Origin of the sequence: Novosphingobium rhizovicinum, from assembly GCF_040813635.1 — a bacterium.
In the GTDB taxonomy this organism is placed as follows: Bacteria; Pseudomonadota; Alphaproteobacteria; order Sphingomonadales; family Sphingomonadaceae; genus Novosphingobium; species Novosphingobium rhizovicinum.
This window is the reverse complement of record NZ_JBFNXR010000046.1, coordinates 1-21,068: the sequence shown is the minus strand read 5'-3', so window position 1 is coordinate 21,068 and position 21,068 is coordinate 1. Positions and strand designations below refer to the sequence as shown.

The window sequence follows — 21,068 nt, the reverse complement described above, 5'->3', positions numbered from 1 at the left end:
GGGCAATGCCGGTTGCGACACGAGTTGTAGGCGATCCGCCAATGCCCGCAGTCGTCGCAGGCCTCGACGTGACCACCCAGAGCGGCGGTGCGGCAGTTCTCGATGGCCGTCATGGCCTTGAGCTGGCCGAGACTGAGATGCCCGGCATGGGCTGCGCGATAGGCGGGCCCTGCACTCCGGAAGATATCGGCGACCTCGAGTGAGGCGCGCACCGCGCTCAGCCGGGGGGTGACCTGCCTTCCATCACGGCAACGATCTGGTCGAGCGGGCTGGTCACTGCCCGCATGGTCTTGCTCGACACCTGAGTGTAGATGCCGGTCGTGTTGATGTTCACGTGTCCCAGCAAAACCTGGATGACGCGGATATCGACGCCCTGCTCGAGCAGGTGAGTGGCGAACGAGTGCCGCAACGTATGCGGGCTTACCCGCTTGTGGATCTCGGCGCGCTCGGCCGCCTCCTGCACCACGCGGTGCAACTGGCGAGCCGAGACCGGATCCGTGCCGCTGCGGCCGGGAAACAGCCAGCCATGGGGCAACATCACCCCGCGGCGTTTGCCTTCGCGCCACCATTGCCGGAGCAAATCCAGCAGGTGCGGTGAGAGAGCATGGCATTGCGGTCCTTGCGTCCCTTGCCCTGCTCGACACGGATGATCATGCGCTCGCTGTCGATGTCATCGACCTTGAGGTGGGCAACCTCCGAGACCCGCAGGCCCGCGCCATAGGCCACGCTGAGGGCTGCCTTGTACTTGATGCCTGGCGCAGCCTCGAGCAGCCGCGCGGTCTCCTCGACGCTCAAGACCACCCGCAACTTGGGCGCGACGTGAATGACGACAAGCCCCAGCGCCATCTCCGGCCGCTTGAGGGTGATACCGAAGAGGAAACGCAGTGCCGACACGGCCCCATTGATGGTCGCGGGGCCAACGGCGCGTTCATGCTGATCCAGCTGGAAGCGCCGAAGATCTTCGAGGGTAGCGGCATCGGGGGGCTGACCGAGAAAAGCAGCGAAGCGCTGAACGTGGCGGATGTAATCCTTCTGCGTGTGCTCCCCAAGGCCACGCATCTGCATATCCTGCAACATCCGCTGGCGCAGTGACGTGTTCGGGGCGGCGGTCGTGACAGTGTCCATCGTGAGTTCCTTTGCGTTGAAGGAACTCCACGATCAGAAGGAGACGCCGCCCTGCCTAAAGCCTGGACAATACTACGCTACGCCACCCCAAGCGACCCTCCCGCGCAGCGGGTTCGTGCAGTGGTCGCGAGCTGCCGCCAACGCCGAACTGTTGATAGCGGCTTTTCGCATTCGTAGCCCGCTGTTCCGAACTGTCTGGCCTCTCGGCCATTCTCTTGGCCTCCTGTTCACCTCGGCCTGTGAACTCACATCCCGATCTCGATCCCTCTGCTGCGGCTTCTGCCCACCATATCAGCGAGGCTCTGCCCCATGCTGCGCGTTGGCATCTCGGGCAGGCCGAAGTGGCTTCTCCGCTGGCGTAGCAGTGATTCCAGCTGGGGATCGCGCTCAAGGCTCTTGGCCATCCCGATCATTGTGTCAGCGACCCGATGGGCGCGGCTGCTTTCATGGTCTTGCAGGAGCAATCTGCGCTGCAGGTCGAGCGCCTGCCAACGCTGGACGAACACATCGGCTCGCAGCACCGGGTCGGTACGCATTTCCGCTTCGAGCTGCATGGCGCGCAAGGCCGCCTGAGTTTTGCCTTGTGCAGCATCGGTAATCAGCCGCGGATGGGTTGCCATGGCCTGCTCGAGATCGCGACAGGCGTGGGGCCGCAAAGCATCGAGCGCGGCGCGGCTCTTGGCGAGTTCGCTGCGTTGGTCCGGGGTGTAAGGGTCGCCCACCGATCGCGCAAAGCGCATGGCCGAAACGATCTTGCCGTGACGCTCCACCGCCGGTGCGAGTTCCGGTGGAAGTGCCACCTGCTCCAAGGCGGTGACCAGGGCAGCCGTAGGCCGCTTATCCGGCCCCAGCTCGCGGGAGTGCGATGGCAAGGGGGCGTTGGCTCTCCCATGATTGTGGTCGGGCGTGTGGTGCGCTGTCCTGGTCTGTGCCTTGCCTAGTTCAAGGCCATCGAAGATGCCGCGCCTACGCGGCGCTGCTTGGGCCGCATCAGCCGTTCGCGTGTAATCCGCCACCATGTCCTTGCTGCGATCACGTCCAAGCGTGCGCACAAGGCGGGTACGATCGACAAAGTCGTCGCCGCCGTAGTGCAGATCGACGCTGTCGCGATGACGCGACAGCGCGACATAGGCACCATGTCGATCCAGTCCGGGTGTAGCGAGCACATGGACCTTGTCGACGGTCATGCCTTGCGCCTTGTGGATCGTTGCTGCGTAGCCGTGATCAATCTGATTGTAGTCCTTCAGATCGAACGCGACGGCCCGGCCATCGTCGAGCATGACCGCCATGCTGATCGGGCTGACACTCCGGATAGTGCCGAGCGAGCCATTCTTCACGCCAAGACTGCGCTCGTTCTTGAGAAACATGACGCGATCGCCGCGGGCAAAGTCGCGGGTGCCACGCTCCACGCCAAGCGTCACCTCTTCCCCGAGTTGTCCTGCTTGGCGCATGCGCCCTCGTCCGGCTTCATTGAGCGCCTGCACCTCCTCGTTGGTGTGGGTGAGGATGATGCGGCTCGCATCGGGGTTCGCTTGCCGGTCCTTGTCCCAGCGCTCGATGAGATGGGTGCGAGCTGCATCCCTGGTCTCGGCCGCATGGACGTGCCCTGCCCGCTCGTAGGCGGCGAGTGCCTCTCCGGTGCGCCCGGTCGCCAAGTGCCGCGTGGCATCGCGCTGCCAGTCCTCACGTTGGCGACGAACTTGTGTGATCTCGACCGCACCGTGCCGTTCTGCAATCGAGCGGAAGGCCGCACCCGCCTCGATCGCCTGCAGTTGCTCTGGATCCCCGACCAGCACCACCTTGGCTTCGCGCTTCTCGGCCTCGGCAAGCACGCGCTCCATCTGGCGCGTACCGATCATGCCGGCCTCGTCGATGACGAGCACCGATCTGCTGGTCAGAAGCTCGCGCTCCTGCCCCCACTGATGCTCCATGCTGGCAATGGTGCGACTGGCGATCCCGGAGCCGCTTTCGAGGTTCTCGGCCGCGATGCCGGACAAGGCGAGCCCACGCACGTCGTAGCCCGCATGCTCCCATGCCTCGCGTGCCACGCCCAGCATCGCGCTCTTGCCAGTGCCGGCATAGCCGACAACGCTGGTGAGCCCCCGACCGCTCGTCACATGCTCAAGGCTCCCGCGCTGCTCGGGCGAGAGCACCATGCCACCCGATTGCGCACGAGCCAACGCGCGCTCGATATGGCGTTCGTCGACGCCATGGCTGCGTGTCGCATCCAGCCTGATGGTCGCGCGCTCCAGGCGCCGCTCGGTCTCGATCATGGCGCGCGAGGTAAAGCGGTCTTCGCCGCGGCCATCCCTGCCGAGCGAGACCAGCTCGGGCGAAGCACGAACCGCCGCGAGCACCTCGTCAAACTGGTCCTTGCCCTCGCTATGCCGGTGCACGAACTTGGCGAGATCGCGGGTGGTGAAAGTCGACTGCTGGTGGGTGATCGCCTCAAGCGCGATCTCTGGGCGAGCAAGGATCCGTGTCCCGTTCTCCCACGCGATCGCATGATGCTCGTCGAGCCGCTCACTGGAGAGCCCCTGCCCCGCCATGCGCGAGGCGGCCGGACCGACTTTGTGCTGCGGTTCAAGCTCGATGCCTTGCGCTTCCAAGGACCGGTGATCGACACGGGCATCGATGTCGAGTTCGGCGAGCCGCGTGTTGACGTGGTCCGCCCAGGCCTCACGCCAGTGGGTGAGCAGCTCGGTCTTGTTCCATTCGCGCACCTTGGGTCCGAAGCCTTCTTCGGTAACCTGCCGCAGGCCGAGCATCACATGCGCGTGCGGCTTGGGCAGGCCATCCTCGCCCATGTCCCAGTGCACGTTGAGGTCAGCGACCATGCCGCGCGCCACAAACTCGCGGGCAACAAAGTCGCGCGCCAGGCGAATGCCCTCGGCTTGGTCCAACTCACGCGGAATGGCGAACTCGATCTCGCGCGCCAGCTGCGCGTCCTTGCGCAGCTCGGCGGCCTCGACATCGTTCCATAGGCACTCTCGGTCCTGCCAGTGCTCGGGTGCGCCGTCGGGCAGCATGACTTCGGAGTGGACCACGCCGGCCTTGTTGGAGAAGTCGTGGGCACGGTCGAGCCGCTGGTCGTGCAGCCGCGAGGCCGAGCGGTAGGCGGCCGCTGCCACGGCCGAAGAGCCGGAAGCGCGGGAGATGACCCTGGCCGAGAAGTGGTAGATCGCCATGACGGCAAACCACTTACACCCCAAAAGCGACGTCGGCACGACGTATAAGCGCGCCCTCGAAAGATTTCATCACTCTCGGGAATGCGAAATCTCAGGAGATTTCACCGCATTGCGACTGATCGAGAGCGGCGATAACTGGGCCGTCCGTCACCACTACGAGAGGCCGGACAGATGCGCAAACCTCGTGACTATGATTCGGAGCTGAAGGCGCTTGAGCTCAAGGCGCGGCAACTCAAGTCCCGGCGACAGAGCCAGCTGGGCGAGCTGGTGATCGCAACTGGAGCCGATGCGCTCACATCCGAAGAGCTTGCCGGTGCCCTCCTCGCTGCCGTCACCACCCATGACCACGCCATGAAGGAGGCGTGGCGCAAACGCGGCGCCGGCTTCTTTTCAGGCGGGCGGCCAGGTGCTGGTGACAGCGCTGGCCGCGAGCCGGGTGGCGCTGCGTCGGGCGCAGGCAGCACGCCACCGCCTAGCAGCGAGCCAGGCGCGGCATGACACGCGCGGGTGGCAGGTGAAGCGACGCGAGCGCACTCGGCAGCTGATCGAGCTGGGCGGCTTGGTGGTTAAGGCTGGTCTGGTGGAGCTCGTCGATGATGATCGGACAGTGATGCTGGCACTGCTTACCGAAGCAGCGGCACGGCTGCGCAGCGAGGATCGCGAGGCTGTGCTGACGCTATGGCGGCGGCGCGGCAAGCGGGCCTTTGCGGCTGACGATTGATCTTCCGCATGCCGTTCCGTGTATCGTAGCACGTGCACGACGAACAATTAGGATGTCATCATGGATGCTTACGCCATGCACGAGCACTACCAGAAGCGGATGGATGTGATCGCAGACCGCTTCTACAAGGCAACCGGCGTAGCCACAGTGGTCTGCTTCAGTTTTACCTGGACCATCTTCAGCGCCGACAAGACCCTGATGCGAGATCCGTTGATGATCGGCTTCCTGACGCTCTGCGGCATGTTCGTCGTCCTGGGGTTCATCCGGCCGCGAGCGGTGAAAGCGGCCAAGCAGGTTCAGCAGCTCTACGAGCAGGATTACCGCGCCAGGTTCGGCGAGGGTGCAAGTGTGCAGCTGACCGGCATCTTCCCTTAGCTGGCCTCGCGGGCCGCCGCTTCCAGTTGCGCGATCCGCTCGGAGCAGACGGCCTGAACCACGCGCCCGAGTTCCTCGACTTGTTCGCCCAGCCAGCTCAGCTCTTCCGCGCTGATCCGGTAGTGCTGGGAGTAACGCGCCTTGACGTAAGCTTCCTTGAGCTTCTCGAACATCGCGCGCTGCTGACGAGTGTCGGTGGGCCAGACGTATGTAAGCCGTCGATCGAGGCGCTCGGCTTGCGTGCGCAGGAAGCCGAGATTGTGCACGTGGGGGGTGTAGAAGGTCGTCACGAGCAAAACACAGTGGTACAGTGCTTCGGTGCCCTGGTGGAGGAGAAAGGCTGCTTTCTTCCAGCTCCTCCGCTCCATGTAGAACTTGTAACCTTCCAGGAACTCAACCGCGCTTGGCACCCACTCCTCGAAATACTCCTTCGCCATCTCCAAGGCGGCGTGCGGGGTCTTCGGCTTGGGCTGGTGCAGCTGCGTGTCGTCGCTCTCGTAGAGCGCGACCCCGTCGCGGGCGACGTCCATGAAGAAGTAGCGGCCATGCGCCAGCCCATCGTTCACCTCCTGCAAGGTGTGGACGATGAAGTTGACCGGTGTCTTGAGCGCGGCGGTGACGCCGTACTCGCGCATCAGCCGATCATCGACCTTGGACCAGTACTTGATCCGGTCGGTCAGCCGCTTGTCGTTGACGATGATCAGCAGGTCGTAGTCCGACTTGTAGCCCTTGGCGGTGTGCGGCTCGTCGACCCAGGTGCCGCGCGCGTAGCTGCCGTAAAGGATGACCTTGAGGATCCGGCCCTTCTTCTTCCACTCGTGCTGCGCGAGCGCGAACGAGTCCTCGAGTTCCTCGAAGACGATCTGCACCACGCGCTCCAGCTCGCGCTGCTTGGCCGGAGGAAGATGATCGAGATCGTTGCGCATCGTGGCCCTACCCTGTCGGCATGCCCGAGCGATGGCAAGCCATCGCTCGGGTCCCTTTGCTGATCACCACGGCCACAAGCGCCACCACCAGGGCTCGGGCTCGCGGATGCTGCGCGAGAAGATGATCAGCGCCTGGACGAACTGCGCATCCACTGCCGCTTCGGTGATGCCATGGCGCCGCGCCAGCTCGGAACGGGTCACACCTTCCTCAAACCGCAACGCCAGGAACAGCTCTCGCTGCAGGTCGGTCATGCAGCCAAATGCGCGATGGGCCTTGCGCACAAAGGCACGCGAGGGACGCTGCGCGCTCATGCTTGCGCCTCCCCGCAGCTTAGCAGGAACTCCGCTGCCTTGCTCGCCGCGCTCGCTGCCCGGAAGATCGCCTTCTCGTCGGCGCGCAGCACTTCGAGCCAGGCACCGACGTAATCAGCATGCCGCACTGTCGGCACGATGCCGAGCGAAGCGCACGCAAACGCACTTGCCATCTCGGCGACAAGCTCCTCTCTGGCATACGCGCCAGTCCCGAACTTGCCAGCTTGATCGCGCCCTAGGCGGCTGGTGTGTCCGGTCCAGTGACCCAGCTCATGCAGCGCCGTGCGGTACCAGTTGATGGGCTCGTGAAAGGCAGCTTGCGGCGGCACCGCCACGTAGTCCTGCACCGGCGAATAGTAGGCCTCACCGCACCCGATCCGGACGTCTGCCCTGCTCGCCTGGATGATCCTGTCGGCCTGCTCGACGGCGACGATCGGATTGAGCGGCAGAGTGCTGCCGATCAGCGCGTCTGGAAGATCCTCGCACTGGTCGGTGTTGAACACCACGAAGCGCTTGAGGAACGCAACCGTCCTCGCCTCACGATCTTCGCTCTGTGCCTTGTCGACCTCGTCCCTTGGCGTGAAGCGATCAGCATAGCAGATGACGGTGCCCTTCTCGCCGCGACGCACATGTCCGCCCGCCTGCTCGGCCTGCCGGTACGTCAGCCAGCGCTGCGAGGTGAAGCCCTGCTCCACGCCTGCTGACCATAGGATCAACACGTTTATCCCGGAGTACCCGCGCCCCGACACCGCATTGCCCGGCATCGTGCAGGCACACCGGCTTGCATCCCACGGCTGCACCCACGGCAACCTGCCCGCCTCCAGCTCAGTGATGATCCGCTGCGTGACCTCGGCGTAGAGGCTCTGACGATGGTCCTTCATGTCCTTCACTCCTCAAACCGCCATTGACCGGCGCCAGGGTGGCGTGGGGCGGCAGGAGCGGACCCAAAGCCCCGCCGGCCAAGGCGGGGCGCACCTGCAAGGCCGCAATGAAATGGAGGACCCGGAAGCGAAGCGGCACGGGTTGCGCCCCGGCGAGGCGGGGCTAACGGGTAGCGACGCCCCCCGTCACCTTGATACCGCCAAAGGCCAACGCCGCCGCGCGATTAACGCGGCGACCGCTGGCGAGCTGCAAAGCAGCTCGACCGGCTTTGCGAACAGCGGGCCGGAATGCGTCATGCGATCGTCACGGCTCTGCCGACGAGACGCCGAGAGGCGACTCGGCCGTAGCGCAGCGCAGGTAGAGCGCGGTCAGGGCTCAGCCCTGAGACGCCAAGACCACCTTCTACTTAACTGGCAGAAGCACTCAGTGCTGCCCTGAGGGTGCTGTTGGGTGACGTTGGGATCAGAACGGCTCCCCCACCTTGACCGGCGCCGGAGCTGCCTCAAGTCTCGTGCACCGGGGCACAGGACAACCGACTTCAGCTCAGGAGACGCCACCATGTCCGGTACATCAACCGACCGTATCCTCCGCCTCAAGGCCGTGCTCGACCGCACCGGCCTCTCGCGGGCGACACTTTACCGCAAGATCCAGGGCGGCACCTTCCCAAGGCAAGTGCGCATCGCAGAGCGATGCACGGGTTGGCGCGAGTCCGCCATCAACGAGTGGTTGCAGAACCCGATGTTCTACACCGTCGAGGGCAGCTAAGTCGACCTTGGTGACTGTCCGGAAACAATGACTTGATTGCGGTAAGCGGACATTGGAGTTGTCGATGGCCTTGAGGCAGCACCCGACCAACTCAAGACATTTAGCGTCGTTGATGTGAGCGTCAGTTCTTGCTGGAACCTGCCATTCGGTCGCGCAAACTGGCCGGTCGGCTATTGCGTCCTAATTCCAGTCATTCCAAGGCCGCGCAATCGACCTTGAAAGCTGCCCTTTGCCCGACGGTCCTGCGATAGATGGTGAGCAGGGCGAGATCGTCGACATGGTCGCCATTCCCGGTCGCGGGATCGTGGCCGATATTGCCGCATTCCAACACCACGTCGGGCTTCATGGGCCATTCACGGTTCCAGCTCACCGACGTGCGGCTCCGCTGGATAATTATCGCCCGCGAGGCCAAGCGCATTCCAGCCGGCAAAGGCAGGAAGCGGCGATGACCGTGCGCTCGGTGAAGGCGCCGACGGTCAGCGCGTTCCAGGCCTGGGCTGGACTTTCGATCGGCATGGTGTCGTTGCGCGCAGGATAGTCGGCCTGCGACGATCTGGTCGCGGAATTTGCCCACCGCGGCGGTCATGAAGCGCTGGACGTCGTCGCGTCCGAAGGTGATCGCGTCCAGCTTGGCTGATCAAGAAGACGGGCGACCGTGGCAACGATCGCCAAGGCAGTGATGGCGACGCAGATGGCGCGAGGACGATTGGGAGCAACGATCTCGGCTCGCGCGATCGACTGCGCGGTGATCGCGCCGTAGAGATCGGGATTGTTGGCGCCTGGATCGAGCAGGATCTTGACCGATGCCAGGCGGGGGCGGACCGTCAATGGTACATTGCCGTCGAGCACCTCCATGAGGTCGCCGTGGAGCGTCATCCCGCACATCTGCGTGCATGCCAGAAGTTGGACTTTTGAATATCGGGTAGGCTAATCGACACTGATCGGCGGCACAGACCACCCGGGAGCAGCGTCCGGGTCCCCAGGATTTCGCAGGCCCAGCTCTGAGCAACCGAGTCGACCAAACCAGCCTCTGGTATGATCCGTACGGTGGCAAGAAAACCCGGGTACGCCGCACAGCACGCGAGCGCATCCGGGTGTTCGCGATTACTCCTTGAAAAAGCCTGCCAGCCGGCAAGCCCGCCACCTACCTCAAGGAATATCGCAGCCGCACACCGTACATCCGCGGTTCGTTGACGATGCCGGCCTCGAACCCATAGGACGCCCAGGCGTTCGCGATCGCCGAATGGAACTTCTCGTTTGTCGCGTTGGTCATGAACAACGCAAGGTCGACTGGTGAGTTCATCACCTTGTTCCAATTGACGTTCAGGTTCACCAGCTGCGAGCTTGGCAGCAGTTGATATTGAGGCGCGGTCGCCGTGCCGGCCAGTTGCTTGCTCGTGTAGACGTAGGTGGCGCCCAGGGAAACATCGCCGATGCTCTCATCCACTGGCAGAAGGATGGTGCCGGTGAGGCTCAGGCGATGCTTGGGCGAAAACGCCAGACGGCCGCCACGAATGCTCGGCGACGCCGTCGGGCGAACATCCGCCCAGACCAGGCGCTGCTCGGGCGCCAGCGCGTAAGTGGAGGGATCGAGTTCCTTCAGGCGCGCATTGAGGTAGGTGTAGCCGCCGTCCACACGGAAGATGTCGAACAGCGTCACGGCGGCGTCGGCTTCGATGCCCCAGATTTTCGACTTGCCGGCGTTGATGATGGCGTTCCCGCCGAGAAGTGGGCTGGTGGCAGCGCGGATCAGCGAGGCGGCGATCTGTTGATCGCTGAAGTCATTATAGAACACGGCCGTGTTGAAGTAGCCCCGCGCGCTGGAGCCGCGCAAGGTGACCTTGGCGCCTGCCTCGTAGGTGTCGACCTTTTCCGGTCCCCAAGTCTCGAAGTAGATGTTCGCGCCGGCGGCGCCACCTCCGCGGTAGCCTCGGGCGTACTTTGCGTAGAACAGCAAGTCCTCTGTCGGCGTGAAATCGACACCGATCAGCCACGTCGGCCGGTCCGACTTGGCGGTGAAGGTGACGTTGCAGGCCTCGTACCCTAACGGTGCGGTCGCTACCGGGAAGTTAAACCCGGGGTTCACCGGAGAACTCGTGCCCACCGGGTAGCGGACCCTGACGGAGTTGCCGCAATAGTAGACCGGAGTATTGGTCGCCGGGAAGCCGATCGTCTGGCTGGCGTAGTCGTGCCGCATCCGCTCCCAGGTGTAGCGCACCCCGCCGGTGACGGCCAGAAGGTCCGAAAGTCTGTAGGTCGCCTGCGCGTAGAGCCCGCGGCTGCGGAACGACGCCTTGAGGAACGGCCTGGAGACGGTGCTGACGAAGACCCGGCCGGCGGCGGGAAGGTTCAGCGGCGGCGCCGCATTGCATTGCAAGTCTTGGAGATTGGGACAGTTCAGGCCGATCCCGGTCGCTTGCGAGCTGACGCCGAGCGGATCGCTATTCTCGAAGTAGCCGCCTGCCTGCCAGTTCAGCTTGCCATCGAAGCCGCGGCCCTGGAGTTGAAGTTCTTCGGTGTAGGTCGCCTGCCGGCTGTTATAGTATCCGGGCGTATTGTTGAGCTGCACCAGGGCCTTTGCGAAGGTGCCATCTGGATTGACGAGATTGTCACCTTGCAGGCTCATCCGCGTGATCTCGCGAAATTCGCCATAGCTCGCAATATTCTTAATCGTCAGCGTGTCAGATGCACGCAGTGTCGTGGTATTGATGATCTGCCACGTCTCCGCCTGGAACTTGGGATCCCGTTCGTTGCTCTCAATGTCCCACCATCCGTCGCCGCGAGCGTTCTGACGATCGACCTGCGCACAGGCCAGACGGGCATTCGCCGCGATGTTCGCCGCGGGTTCCCGATTACAGCCAAGAACCCGCAAGGTTATTCCGTTGTTGTCGGACTTGCTATACGTCGCGACGGTATAGTTCTCGAGGTCAGGCGTGAGCTCTGCCAGGATGCTCAGACGGGCTGCGATGTAGTCGCTGTCACCCAGCCGGTCCGGACCGGTGCCGGATCGATTGCGCAGGTAGCCGTCGCGCTTCATGCGGTCGACACCGAGACGGACCTTGAACGTGTCGGCCAGCGGGATATTGGCGACCGCCTGAAGCCGGCGCATGTCGTAGTTGCCGTAGGATCCCTCGACATAGCCCTCGAGCTTGTCGGTAGGCCGGCGCGGGACAAGAAGGACGGCGCCGCCGGTCGTGTTGCGCCCGAACAGCGTGCCTTGCGGTCCTTTCAGAACCTGAACGTTCTGCAGGTCAAACATGCTGCCCACGCCCACGCCGTTGCCGGACGTAGTCGAGCCACCGGCGCGCGGCGCCACGACATCGGCGAAGTAGACGCCCACGGAAGGTTGGGTCGCCAGATCCTGAACAAAGCCGCGGATGATGAAGGACGCCTTCTCGGGTCCGAACCGGGAGTTCAGCGAGAGGGACGGCGTATAGATCGCAAGATCGGCTGCGTTGACAATATTGCGGTTGTCGATCTGCTGCTGACTGAAGACCGTAATTGAAATCGGCACATCTTGGAGGTTCTCCTCCATCCGCCGGGCGGTCACCACGATCGCGTCGGTCTCCTCGGCCCCGCTTACGTCGCTCGCGGCCTCGACTTGCGCCTGCGCCGGCGGGGCCAGGAAGAAGCCGATCGCCGTTGTCGTCAGCGCGATTTGCCTAAGATTGCCGATCATCACTGCTCTCTCCCATTATGGACCATCGATGTTGCAGTTTGGGCCGGTTCAGGCCCGAACGTGGATTTGCCACGATTACGCGGTCGTGGTCTTCAACTGTGCCTTCAGCAGCACCAGCACGCAGACCGATGCGAGAATGCCGAAAGTCAGGAAAGCCGTGTCGTAGTTGCCGGTCAGGTCGAAGATCATCCCGAACAGCGGAGGTGTGATCAGCAGCGCGACCAGGATGACCAGGTTCAGCAGCCCTGTCGCCCTGCCGATGCTCGCCTGGCCGAACAGGTCCGGGACGATGAGCCCTTGCAGCGGGACGACCAGGCCGCCGAAGAAGCCCAGCAGAGCCACCCCGATCGCGATCACCGCGTAGCCGTGCTCGGCGCCGACCAGCGTCGCGCATCCTAGTCCGAAGCCGGTCAGGCTGGCGATGACGAGCAGGCGAGAGCCGACCCGGTCGGCGAAGGCGGCGAAGCCCAGCTTGGCAATGAATCCCGACGCCGCGAAGATCGAGATGAGTAGTGCAGCGCTCTGCGCGCCGATCCCTTGGTCCAGCGCGATCGGCACGAGATTGGTGACCATGCCCTTCATGCCCGCCAGCACGATGCCGAAGGAGACCGCCAGCAGCCAGAACGAAGAACTGCTCACGATTGTCCGGCTCGACAGCACCGAGGAAGCCTCGCCGTCCCGGCGCGCGATCGGCATCTGCGTGTCGCCGTCGGGCAACAAACCGCGATCGGATGGCCGGTCGACCAGCATGGCCACCGCAGGAAACATCAGCAACGCGATCACGGCAGCCATGATGCGGAAAGACGTCCGCCAGTCGAACGCATCAAGCAGGAGCTGGATCAAGGGCGGGAACACGAGGCCGCCTATCGCCACACCGGAAATCGCGAGGCCAAGCGCCCACCCCCTCGTCCTGACGAACCACCGCGAAATGAGGACCGAGGCGGCCATGGGTCCGACCAGAACGTTGGCCGCCGCCATCAGCAGGCCATAGGCGAGGAGCACCTGGTTGAAGGATGTCGCAAACGAGAGGGACACGTAGCCGGCAACCAGCGAGGCGGTGCCCGTCGCCGTGATGAGGCGTATCGGCAAAGTATCCATTTTGGCGCCGAGGACCGGCGAGAGCATTGCCGAGACTAGGGACATTACGGTCATCGCCAACATCAGAACCATGCGCGACGGGTTGAACTCTTTGGCCAGCGGGACCGCGACCACGCTGTAGGCCGAGGCGATGGTGGCAGCGCCGACTGCCAACAAGACCATGCTGGCGAAGACCTGCCTCCATCCGATCCAGAAATCCGGCTTCATCCTGCTCTCCTCTCCCCATCGACGCGCACCGCTGGAGTGCATGTCGGTGCTCGGTGGAGGGCTCTTTGCGGCCCTTCCGCCTCGCTCCGTGTTCTCTGTTCCTAGGCGATCGGTCCCGGCCGACGCGCCTTCGCAGCGCTGGTCAGGCGATTGCGCCCGCCGCTTTCAGCGCCTCGATGCGATCCCAGTCGTAGCCCAGTTCGCTCAGGAGCATCTCCGTGTGCTCGGAGGCTTGAGGCGCCCGTCCGGTGCCCTCCGCCCGCCCCCCGAACTGCACCGGCCCGCGCACGACCTGGACGGCGGGCCCGCCGTCAGACGGTTCGATCTCCACGAGCATGTCGTTGGCGAGAGCCTGGGGATCCTGCAGGAATTGCTCGGGGCTTTGTATCGCCGCCCACTGCCCCGGAAAGGTCGCGAGGCGTTTCTGCCAATACGCCAGCGGACGGATGGCGAAAGCCGACGCGATCCGCTCCCCCGCTTTCTGCCACCTGTCCATCAGGCCTAGGCCCGTATTGTAGTCGGGATCGGAGGCGAGCTCCGTTAGTTCCAGATGCTCGAAGAAGCTTTGCAGATAGGAGTCGGGCTGCAGTGTGAAGAGGCTGATCGTGCCGCCGTCCTGCGTCTTATAGAAGCCGACCAGCGGGTTGCCGGGCATCGGCCCTTCCTTGGGATACTGGTTGCGCGGCGCCTCGCCCGCGAAGCTTGCGGTGTTGAGCGTGACGCCCGCGGCCCACCACGCGGTGCTCAGCAGCGAGACGTCGACCTCGATCGCCTCGCCGGTGTTGCTGCGGTGGAACAGCGCTGCAGCGACGCCGCCTGCGATCGTCATACCGCCGATGGAGTCCCCGAAGGCGCCCACGCCGGGCATCAGCGGCACGTCGAGTTCAGGCGGCGTGACTGCGTGCGCGATGCCGCTTCGCGCCCAGAACGTTGTGATATCGAACCCGCCGCGTTCCCGCTCGGGCCCGCGCTCGCCGTGGGCGCTGCCGCGCACGTAGATGATGTTCGGGTTCGCGGCGCGGATATGCTCGACGTCGATGTTCAGCTTCTGACGCTGAGAGGGCAGGTAGTTGGTGAGGAAGACGTCGCAGTCCTTGACCAAGTCGTAGAGCAGCGCCTGCCCCTCGGGGTGGGACACGTCGATACCGATACTGCGCTTGCCGCGATTGGCGTGCTCCATCATCGGGTTGCGATCGGCGTTGACGGTGCGGCCCAGGGCGCGGATCAGACCGCGCTGGGCATCGCCGCGGACCGGGTGCTCGACCTTGATCACGTCCGCGCCCCACTCTGCCAGCAGCACGCCCGCCGACGGCACGAAGATGAACTGCGCGACTTCCAGGACGCGGATGCCTTTGAGAACCTGCATGACTATGCCTCCACCATGAGTTCGCGCAGCCGGGCGATCTGCTCCGCAGAAACGTTCGCGTCGGCCAAGTAGGCGTCGAACGAGCCCCATCGCTCGTCAATCGTGTTGATCGCGGCGGCGAGATAGGCTGGGTCCACACCGATGACGGCATCCAGCGCCGCTTCGTCTATGGTGGCGTTCAGGATCTTGCCCAGCTGGCGCTGGACGCGCGCGCGATTATGCGGGGCGGCGCCGAAGCTGCGAGACAGGAGGTAGTCGCGCGTGATCGCCTCCGGGTTCGCTCCCAGCAGGCGCAGGAGCAACGCAATCAGGACGCCGGTACGATCCTTGCCCGCGGTGCAGTGGATGAGCACCGGCATCTCGCCCGCCGCCATCGTGGCGATCAACGGGGCCAGATGCTTCGCCAGCGCGCCCGGCATTGCGCGATAGGTGTCGAGCATGCGCGATCGCACCTGTTCGCCGCCGAGCGCTTCACCCCGGCCCTGCCAATCGGCGCCGCCTTGGGCCCGGAAATCGTTAGCGACGTCGCAGCTCGTCACGCGCAGCCCCCATCCGGCATTGCCCGCCTGGCCGCGACATTCGCCGGCAGACCGGAGATCGAAGACCAGACGAATGCCGAGCCCGGCGAGCGCTGCCACCGCGCTCGCATCCACGTTCGCCGGGCCTTCGCACCGGAAGAGCAAGCCCTTGCGCAGCCGGCCGCCATCGACAGTAATCCCGCCGAGATCGCGGAAGTTGAGCGCTGCGAGTGCGGTTGAGGAAGCTGTCATCGCTGCCCTCCATCGACGCGCAACAGCGCTCCCGTGGTGAACCCGGAGGCGGGGCTCGCGAGCATGAGCGCCGCCGTGACGATCTCGGCCGGGTCACCGACGCGCCCGGCCGGCAGGATCCTTGCCAGGGTCGCGCAATCGTCCACCGTCCAGTCCGCATGGGCCTCGGTGAGGAAAGGCCCGGCGGAGATCGCGTTGACGCGCACCTTGGGAGCGAACTCCTTCGCCAGCGACACCGTCATGGCATTGAGCGCGGCTTTCGCCGAGGCATAGGGTACAATCGCGGGCACCGCCATCAGCGACGCGGTCGAGCTGATGTTGATGATCGCGCCGCCGTCTCCGTCACGCATCGTCGCCGCTATCCGGCTCGATAGGCGGAAGGGACCCTTGAAGTTGAGGTTGAGCACCGCATCGAACAGGCGCTCGCTCACCTCCTCGCTCGGGGACGCTGGCGACATGCCAGCATTGTTCACCAGCACGTCCACGCGGCCGAATAGGCGATAGGCTTCGTCCGCTAGGCGATCGCACTCCGCCCAGCGGCCCAGGTGCGCCGAGATGGGCAGAGCGCGGACCCCCAAGCCGCGCAGCTCGTCGGCCACGCGTGCGCAGTTCTCCAGGTTGCGGCTGGCGATGATGACGTCCGCTCCTCGTTCGGCGAAGCCGCGCGCCATCTGGTAGCCCAATCCGCGCGACCCTCCGGTCACGAGGGCCACCTTTCCGCCGAAGTCGAAGAGCGGATCGCGGATCACGCGTTTACCAGCTCCGCTGCGAAGTGGCGCTTTGCCTTTTCGAGCCGGGTCGGGATATGATCGGTGCCGAACAGCCGGTCGCCGGGGATCGCCTTCTTCAGGAAGTGCTTGGCGACCTGGATCTTGTGCACCTCGGTCGGTCCGTCCGCCACCGACAGGCTCGGGATGCCGGCCCACATCTTGTAGAGCGGTGTCTCTAGCGAGGCGCCGAGCGAGCCGTGCAGGTGGACGGCTCGGTGGACGATGTCGTGGAACACCTTGGCCAGCGTGACCTTGCACATGCCTATCCACGGACGCGCGGCGCCATGCTCTTCCCGGCCCGCCTCGGACTCGTCGATCAGCCAGGCGGTCTTGAGCACCAGCAGGCGAAACTGCTCGAGTTCGCAGATGGAGTCGCCGATCATGCCTTGGACGAACTGGTGGTCGGCGAAGCGCTTGCCTTGCGTCTGGCGGGAGACTGCGCGCTCCAGCATCATCTCGATCGCCCGACCGCACATGCCGACAGTCCGCATTGCATGGTGGATGCGCCCGCCCCCTAGGCGCGCCTGCGCCACTTTGAAGGCTTGTCCGGGCTCGCCCAGCATCGCGTCCTTTGGCACCCGCACCTTGTTGTAGCGAATGTAAGCGTGCGCGCCGCTGTCGTCGTCCGGATCGGGTGAATCGCTCATGATCTTGCTGTTGCGGATGATCTCGATGCCCGGAGCATCACCCGGCACCAGGAACATCGACATGCGCTCGTGCGGCTTGTTCTCCGGATTGGTGACCGCCATCACGATCAGGAACTCGGCGAAGCGTGCGTTGGACGAGAACCACTTCTCGCCCTCAATCACCCACTCGTCGCCTTCGGCCCAGGCCTTGCACTCGAACTCCTTAGGATCGGCGCCGGCTTGGGGCTCGGTCATTGAAAAGCACGACACGATCTCGCCGGCCATCAGCGGATCGAGATAGCGGCGCTTCTGCTCCTCCGTCCCGAAGAGCGCCAAGATCTCGGCATTGCCGGTGTCGGGCGCCTGAGTGCCGAAGATGGTGGGCGCCCAGTTCGACCTGCCGATGATCTCGTTCATCAGCGCGAGTTTCACCTGGCCGTAGCCGGGGCCGCCCAGATGCGGGCCGAGGTGGCACGCCCAGAGCCCCTGCGCTTTCACCTTCTCCTGCAACGGCCGGATGATGTCGCGGGCCTTGCTGTTCTTGACGTCGTACATATCGACGGCACGCGGGAACAGCAGGTCGACGAGCTCACATTCTTCACGGACAAATGTGTCCATCCACTTCAGCTTTTCCTGGAATTTTGGTTCGACGCGAAAGTCTATCATGGATCTCTCCTGATGGCCGGAGGCTGTGTCTTTGGGATGTCAGCCGTACTTGCGGACGATGTCCGCGGCGGAGGCGAAACTGTCGGCGACGATGGCGGCGAAGAAGTCGCCGATCTCACGGCTCAATTTGCCGGCGGCCGCCTGCGCGACCTTGTATTCCATGATGCAACCGCCCTTGAAGCGCGCCAGCACCAAGTAATAATCCAGCATAGAAACGTCGCGGCCCGTTCCGCTGGCGTAATAACGGGCAAGCTCCTGCCGCGTCGGCATGTTGGCGGCGTCCATCATCGAGTTAGGCACCACGTCGGGTTCGCGTTCGTCACGTAATCCGCCTAGGAACCAGCCGATGTCGATCATCGGGTCGCCGACCGTCGACAGCTCCCAGTCGATCAAGGCGTTCACCCGCACCGGATGTTCGTGGGAGAACAGCATGTTGGGCGTGCCGAGATCGCCATGGATGATTCCCGGCTTCCAGTTCACCGGCGTGTTGTCACGCAGCCAGCGCTCCGTCTCGGCAAAGCCAGGCAGCTCGCGCCCGGCGTAGCCGTACTTATCCTTGTACGAGGCGAGCTGGCTGGACCACCGGTCCACCTGGCGTTCCAGGAACTGGTCCGTCTTGCCGAAATCCCCCAGCCCGACAGCCTCGTACTCGACGTTGCCCAGAGCGACAAGCGCATCCATCACGGCATAAGGCAGGCGCCAGGCGAACGGCGGCTGGTCGAACGGAGCCGGATGTTCGGCCCGGCGATCGACGATCTTGCCGGACCAGCCCTCGACTCGCTCCATGACGTAAAAGACCGCTCCGATTACGTCGGGATCGTCGCAGCTGGCGAAGCAGCGCGGATGCGGTACGGCGGTCCTGTCCAGCGCGCTCAGGACCCGCGCCTCGCGCAGCGCGGTGCGCTCGCTGCCAGGCGGCGGGGTGACCGGCGGCCGCCGCAGCATCATCACGCCGTTGCCCCGATCCAAGCTGAGAATCACGTTCGAAAAACCGCCGTGGACCATCTCCACCTGCAGCGGACCGTCGCCGAGCTGCGGCAGCTTCGCGTCGAGCCAGGCGGTCAATCTCGGGATGTTCACCAGTTCGTCGAGACCGTTAGCCAAGATGGTGTTCCTTGTGATCTTTTAGATAGGCTTCGGTGCCGACCCGGAAGTCGCGCAGTTGACCGACGAGCATGTCACATCGTTCAGGGGTGACGATGGACAGGAGGACGTCCAGACTGGCTTTCGCGCGCGCATCGACCTCGTCCTTGACCCGCTCTCCCGCCGGGGTCCCCACCAGCAGCGGTGCGCGCTGATGATCCGGGTTTGCGATCGGCTGAATCAGGCCTTTGGCGATCAAGCTGTTCGCCGCACGCTGGATGACCTGCCGGGGATTGCCTAGGCTGCGGCCGATGCGCGGGACCGTGGGCGGCGTACTGGCGTCGATCGTCGCCGAAAGCACGGTGGCTTCCATGGGCGTTAGGTCTTTCGACGAAGCGGCCTCGGAAAAGACGCCGCGTAGACGCGGCGTCAAGCGGAGCAATTCATCGACGAGCGCCGCGATGGGGTGGAGGGACCTATGTGTCATAATGGGATTAGAGTGCCTATATGGAACCTAGGTGTCAACTGGCAAAGTTCCATAACTACAAGTTGAACGAGGATCCCTGCTCGGTGAGACGGTCACGACCATACCGGCGTGTGACGGCTGCGGCGCGGATGCCGCCAACGCCGCGCGACAAGGATCGGTCACGAGGCCTTCCAATGGCACTGTCAAACCAAGTGCACCGGCTGGTAACAAGGGCAGGGTACGGCAGTTCGATGCCCCGTCCTCGCAAGCCTGCCAGTCCGTTCCGCTACTTCAACTCGTCGCCAGAGGTGATCCGGCTGGTGGTGCTCATGTACGTGCGGTTCCCGCTCAGTCTGCGGAACGTGGAAGACCTGCTGTTCGAGCGCGGGATCGACATCTGCCACGAGACGGTGCGGCTATGGTGGAACAGGTTCGGTCCGATGTTTGCAGGCGAAGTCAGGCGCAAGCGGGTCAGCTGCATGCGCGGGTTTCGCCACTGGCGCTGGCACCTGGACGAGATGTACGTCAAGCTGAACGGTGAGATGGTGTACCTGTGGCGTGCTGTTGATCAGGAAGGCGAGATCCTGGAGAGCTTTGTCACCAAAACCCGCGACAAGCAGGCAGCACTTACCTTCATGAAGAAGGCGATGAAGGGGCATGGCCCGCCTGAGGCGATCACAACGGATGGCCTGCGCTCCTACGGTGTAGCGATGACCGAGCTTGGCGATCGTGAGGCGCAGGAGGTTGGACGCTGGGCCGACAATCGAGTGGAAAACTCGCACGTGCCGTTTCGACGACGAGTGCGTGCCACGCTCAGGTTCAGGCAGATGAAGAGCAGCATTTGACGCCACCGTGGCGCCTAGCTGCTTTATACCAACCTGCACTGATTAGAACCGACGTGCCCATTGGCGCCGGCCGATGGTCATGATGCGCCAAGGCTGATCGACGAGCCTGTTCCAAGCTTCGCAGCAATGATCGACGATGTTGTCGTGGGAGGTGAAGATGCGGTTCGACAGCCAATTGTCGCGCATGAACTGCCAAACGTTCTCTACCGGGTTCAGCTCTGGACATTTGGCCGGCAGCGCAACGATGCTGATGTTGGCAGGTACCTCGAGCTTTCCGGTCATGTGCCACCCGGCCTGATCCATCAGCACCACAGCATGCGCGCCCGGCGCGACGGCGAGCGCGATCTCGGCCAGGTGCAGCGTCATTGTCTCGGTGTTGCAGAAGGGCAGGACCAGCCCGGCACCCTTGCCCTGTTCGGGGCAGATGGCTCCGAAGATGTAGGCTGATTTGGTGCGCTGGTCCTTGGGCGCCGAGGGCCGGGTGCCGCGCTGCGCCCAGCGGCGCGTGATTGTGTTCTTCTGGCCGACGCGGGCCTCGTCCTGAAACCAGATCTCTATGGGTGTGCCTTGCGGGAGTGTCGCCCTGACCTTTGCCACTTCGGCGGCAAAGCCCCTTTTTTGAACGCCTCCATGGCCAGTTCGTTCTGCGTATGGTGACGAGGCCGGGCCGTCAGCTTCACATAGCCCAGTTTCTTGAGTTCGCGGCTGACGGTGGTCTCGTCGAGCGACACCGCGAACTCCTCGTGCAACCACTGCACCAGGTCGATTAGCCGCCAGCGCACGACGCCATGGATTGCCGGGATCGGCCCGCGCTCGACGGCTTCGACCAGTGCCCCGCGCTGCGCGTCATTCAGGATCGATCGTCTGCCTAGAGCCTTGCCGTCCAGCAGCCCGTCAGGACCGCTGGCATTGAACCTCATTACCCAATCGCGCACGATCTGCAGGGTAACGCCGCCAATCCTTGCCGCCTCGCTCCGGCTGCCCCCATCGTAGATCTGTGCCACAGCCAACAGCCGCCGCGCCTGGGGCGCGCTCTTCGACAAACGAGCCAGGCGCCGCAACGCCGGTCCGTCGAAATCCTCCCGCAAGTCGATCGCCTGTCCCATCATCGCGTCCTCCTGATGCAGGACGCCAATGATTCAGACTTTCACCGCCTTGGGAATCCCCTTCGTGAGTCAACCTCAACGCAAGTTGGTAT

General features: G+C 64.1%; 20 protein-coding genes and 2 pseudogenes. 5 read left to right on the top strand and 17 right to left on the bottom strand.

Going from position 1 to position 21,068, the window contains the following annotated elements:
* The 3 genes and pseudogenes from ABUH87_RS11500 to traA all read right to left on the bottom strand — a co-directional run.
* Positions 1–212: transposase zinc-binding domain-containing protein (locus ABUH87_RS11500; RefSeq protein WP_367773493.1), on the bottom strand; the 212-nt coding region annotated here is incomplete at its 3' end.
* Between the two features lie 5 nt (positions 213–217).
* Positions 218–1,125, bottom strand: a pseudogene (locus tag ABUH87_RS11495) (tyrosine-type recombinase/integrase).
* Positions 1,126–1,370: 245 nt separating this feature from the next.
* A complete protein-coding gene (gene traA / locus ABUH87_RS11490; RefSeq protein ID WP_367773696.1) occupies positions 1,371–4,313 on the bottom strand; it encodes a Ti-type conjugative transfer relaxase TraA in 2,943 nt (980 codons plus the stop codon).
* A gap of 171 nt (positions 4,314–4,484) precedes the next feature.
* On the opposite strand from traA, the gene ABUH87_RS11485 reads away from it, so the two are divergent.
* The 3 genes from ABUH87_RS11485 to ABUH87_RS11475 are packed head-to-tail and all read left to right on the top strand — an operon-like array spanning position 4,485 to position 5,409.
* Positions 4,485–4,811, top strand: a complete 327-nt coding sequence (locus ABUH87_RS11485; RefSeq protein ID WP_367773693.1) for a conjugal transfer protein TraD — start codon at positions 4,485–4,487, stop codon at positions 4,809–4,811.
* Between the two features lie 16 nt (positions 4,812–4,827).
* A complete protein-coding gene (locus ABUH87_RS11480; RefSeq protein WP_367773690.1) occupies positions 4,828–5,034 on the top strand; it encodes a conjugal transfer protein TraD in 207 nt (68 codons plus the stop codon).
* A 60-nt stretch (positions 5,035–5,094) separates the two neighbouring features.
* Positions 5,095–5,409, top strand: coding sequence for a hypothetical protein (locus tag ABUH87_RS11475; protein ID WP_367773688.1), 315 nt, complete (start codon positions 5,095–5,097; stop codon positions 5,407–5,409).
* Here the strand turns inward: ABUH87_RS11475 and ABUH87_RS11470 are convergent.
* From ABUH87_RS11470 to ABUH87_RS11460, 3 genes are all read right to left on the bottom strand, one after another.
* Complete coding sequence (locus tag ABUH87_RS11470) at positions 5,406–6,335, bottom strand: HEPN domain-containing protein (RefSeq protein WP_367773686.1); 930 nt, start codon at positions 6,333–6,335, stop codon at positions 5,406–5,408. The two genes, ABUH87_RS11475 and ABUH87_RS11470, sit on opposite strands and share 4 nt — an antisense overlap.
* 63 nt (positions 6,336–6,398) lie before the next feature.
* A complete protein-coding gene (locus ABUH87_RS11465) occupies positions 6,399–6,647 on the bottom strand; it encodes an RNA polymerase sigma factor (RefSeq protein ID WP_367773682.1) in 249 nt (82 codons plus the stop codon).
* A complete protein-coding gene (locus ABUH87_RS11460; RefSeq protein ID WP_367773680.1) occupies positions 6,644–7,528 on the bottom strand; it encodes an ArdC family protein in 885 nt (294 codons plus the stop codon). Before ABUH87_RS11460 ends, ABUH87_RS11465 begins: the two co-directional genes overlap by 4 nt.
* 559 nt (positions 7,529–8,087) lie before the next feature.
* Here ABUH87_RS11460 and ABUH87_RS11455 point away from each other — a divergent pair.
* The gene (locus ABUH87_RS11455) at positions 8,088–8,294 is read left to right on the top strand and encodes a helix-turn-helix transcriptional regulator (protein WP_367773676.1); all 207 of its coding nucleotides are present in this window, start codon (positions 8,088–8,090) and stop codon (positions 8,292–8,294) included.
* 190 nt (positions 8,295–8,484) lie between these two features.
* On the opposite strand, the gene ABUH87_RS11450 is transcribed toward ABUH87_RS11455, so the two are convergent.
* The 10 genes from ABUH87_RS11450 to ABUH87_RS11405 all read right to left on the bottom strand — a co-directional run bounded on the left by ABUH87_RS11450 (position 8,485) and on the right by ABUH87_RS11405 (position 18,932).
* Entirely contained in the window at positions 8,485–8,664 is a 180-nt protein-coding gene (locus ABUH87_RS11450) for a hypothetical protein (protein ID WP_367773673.1), read from the bottom strand.
* Positions 8,665–8,876: 212 nt separating this feature from the next.
* Positions 8,877–9,170, bottom strand: coding sequence for a hypothetical protein (locus ABUH87_RS11445; RefSeq protein ID WP_367773671.1), 294 nt, complete (start codon positions 9,168–9,170; stop codon positions 8,877–8,879).
* 268 nt (positions 9,171–9,438) lie between these two features.
* A complete protein-coding gene (locus ABUH87_RS11440; protein ID WP_367773669.1) occupies positions 9,439–11,973 on the bottom strand; it encodes a TonB-dependent receptor in 2,535 nt (844 codons plus the stop codon).
* A gap of 75 nt (positions 11,974–12,048) precedes the next feature.
* Positions 12,049–13,278, bottom strand: a complete 1,230-nt coding sequence (locus tag ABUH87_RS11435; protein WP_367773667.1) for an MFS transporter — start codon at positions 13,276–13,278, stop codon at positions 12,049–12,051.
* A gap of 142 nt (positions 13,279–13,420) precedes the next feature.
* Complete coding sequence (locus ABUH87_RS11430) at positions 13,421–14,644, bottom strand: CaiB/BaiF CoA transferase family protein (RefSeq protein WP_367773665.1); 1,224 nt, start codon at positions 14,642–14,644, stop codon at positions 13,421–13,423.
* 2 nt (positions 14,645–14,646) lie between these two features.
* The gene (locus ABUH87_RS11425) at positions 14,647–15,414 is read right to left on the bottom strand and encodes a tyrosine-protein phosphatase (RefSeq protein ID WP_367773662.1); all 768 of its coding nucleotides are present in this window, start codon (positions 15,412–15,414) and stop codon (positions 14,647–14,649) included.
* Complete coding sequence (locus ABUH87_RS11420) at positions 15,411–16,163, bottom strand: SDR family NAD(P)-dependent oxidoreductase (protein WP_367773654.1); 753 nt, start codon at positions 16,161–16,163, stop codon at positions 15,411–15,413. Before ABUH87_RS11420 ends, ABUH87_RS11425 begins: the two co-directional genes overlap by 4 nt.
* A complete protein-coding gene (locus tag ABUH87_RS11415) occupies positions 16,160–17,476 on the bottom strand; it encodes an acyl-CoA dehydrogenase family protein (protein ID WP_367773652.1) in 1,317 nt (438 codons plus the stop codon). Before ABUH87_RS11415 ends, ABUH87_RS11420 begins: the two co-directional genes overlap by 4 nt.
* A 39-nt stretch (positions 17,477–17,515) precedes the next feature.
* The gene (locus ABUH87_RS11410) at positions 17,516–18,541 is read right to left on the bottom strand and encodes a phosphotransferase family protein (RefSeq protein WP_367773650.1); all 1,026 of its coding nucleotides are present in this window, start codon (positions 18,539–18,541) and stop codon (positions 17,516–17,518) included.
* Positions 18,542–18,572: 31 nt separating this feature from the next.
* Positions 18,573–18,932, bottom strand: a complete 360-nt coding sequence (locus tag ABUH87_RS11405) for a MarR family transcriptional regulator (protein ID WP_367773648.1) — start codon at positions 18,930–18,932, stop codon at positions 18,573–18,575.
* Positions 18,933–19,276: 344 nt separating this feature from the next.
* Here ABUH87_RS11405 and ABUH87_RS11400 point away from each other — a divergent pair.
* Positions 19,277–19,861, top strand: a pseudogene (locus tag ABUH87_RS11400) (IS6 family transposase); the annotation flags it as partial.
* Positions 19,862–19,912: 51 nt separating this feature from the next.
* On the opposite strand, the gene ABUH87_RS11395 reads toward ABUH87_RS11400, so the two are convergent.
* Positions 19,913–20,976 (bottom strand): IS630 family transposase gene (locus ABUH87_RS11395; protein WP_367770382.1). Its coding sequence is split into 2 segments (ribosomal slippage): positions 19,913–20,482 and positions 20,485–20,976, totalling 1,062 coding nucleotides; the frame shifts between segments, so codons are not numbered across the junction.
* Positions 20,977–21,068: the final 92 nt, after the last annotated feature.

Bases quoted from the DNA above. Each gene is read 5' to 3' on its own strand.
- traA (WP_367773696.1), bottom strand. From the start codon at position 4,313: ATGGCGATCTACCACTTCTCGGCCAGGGTCATCTCCCGCGCTTCCGGC.
- ABUH87_RS11485 (WP_367773693.1), top strand. From the start codon at position 4,485: ATGCGCAAACCTCGTGACTATGATTCGGAGCTGAAGGCGCTTGAGCTC.
- ABUH87_RS11475 (WP_367773688.1), top strand. From the start codon at position 5,095: ATGGATGCTTACGCCATGCACGAGCACTACCAGAAGCGGATGGATGTG.
- ABUH87_RS11470 (WP_367773686.1), bottom strand. From the start codon at position 6,335: ATGCGCAACGATCTCGATCATCTTCCTCCGGCCAAGCAGCGCGAGCTG.
- ABUH87_RS11465 (WP_367773682.1), bottom strand. From the start codon at position 6,647: ATGAGCGCGCAGCGTCCCTCGCGTGCCTTTGTGCGCAAGGCCCATCGC.
- ABUH87_RS11460 (WP_367773680.1), bottom strand. From the start codon at position 7,528: ATGAAGGACCATCGTCAGAGCCTCTACGCCGAGGTCACGCAGCGGATC.
- ABUH87_RS11455 (WP_367773676.1), top strand. From the start codon at position 8,088: ATGTCCGGTACATCAACCGACCGTATCCTCCGCCTCAAGGCCGTGCTC.
- ABUH87_RS11445 (WP_367773671.1), bottom strand. From the start codon at position 9,170: ATGACGCTCCACGGCGACCTCATGGAGGTGCTCGACGGCAATGTACCA.
- ABUH87_RS11440 (WP_367773669.1), bottom strand. From the start codon at position 11,973: ATGATCGGCAATCTTAGGCAAATCGCGCTGACGACAACGGCGATCGGC.
- ABUH87_RS11435 (WP_367773667.1), bottom strand. From the start codon at position 13,278: ATGAAGCCGGATTTCTGGATCGGATGGAGGCAGGTCTTCGCCAGCATG.
- ABUH87_RS11430 (WP_367773665.1), bottom strand. From the start codon at position 14,644: ATGCAGGTTCTCAAAGGCATCCGCGTCCTGGAAGTCGCGCAGTTCATC.
- ABUH87_RS11425 (WP_367773662.1), bottom strand. From the start codon at position 15,414: ATGACAGCTTCCTCAACCGCACTCGCAGCGCTCAACTTCCGCGATCTC.
- ABUH87_RS11415 (WP_367773652.1), bottom strand. From the start codon at position 17,476: ATGATAGACTTTCGCGTCGAACCAAAATTCCAGGAAAAGCTGAAGTGG.
- ABUH87_RS11405 (WP_367773648.1), bottom strand. From the start codon at position 18,932: ATGGAAGCCACCGTGCTTTCGGCGACGATCGACGCCAGTACGCCGCCC.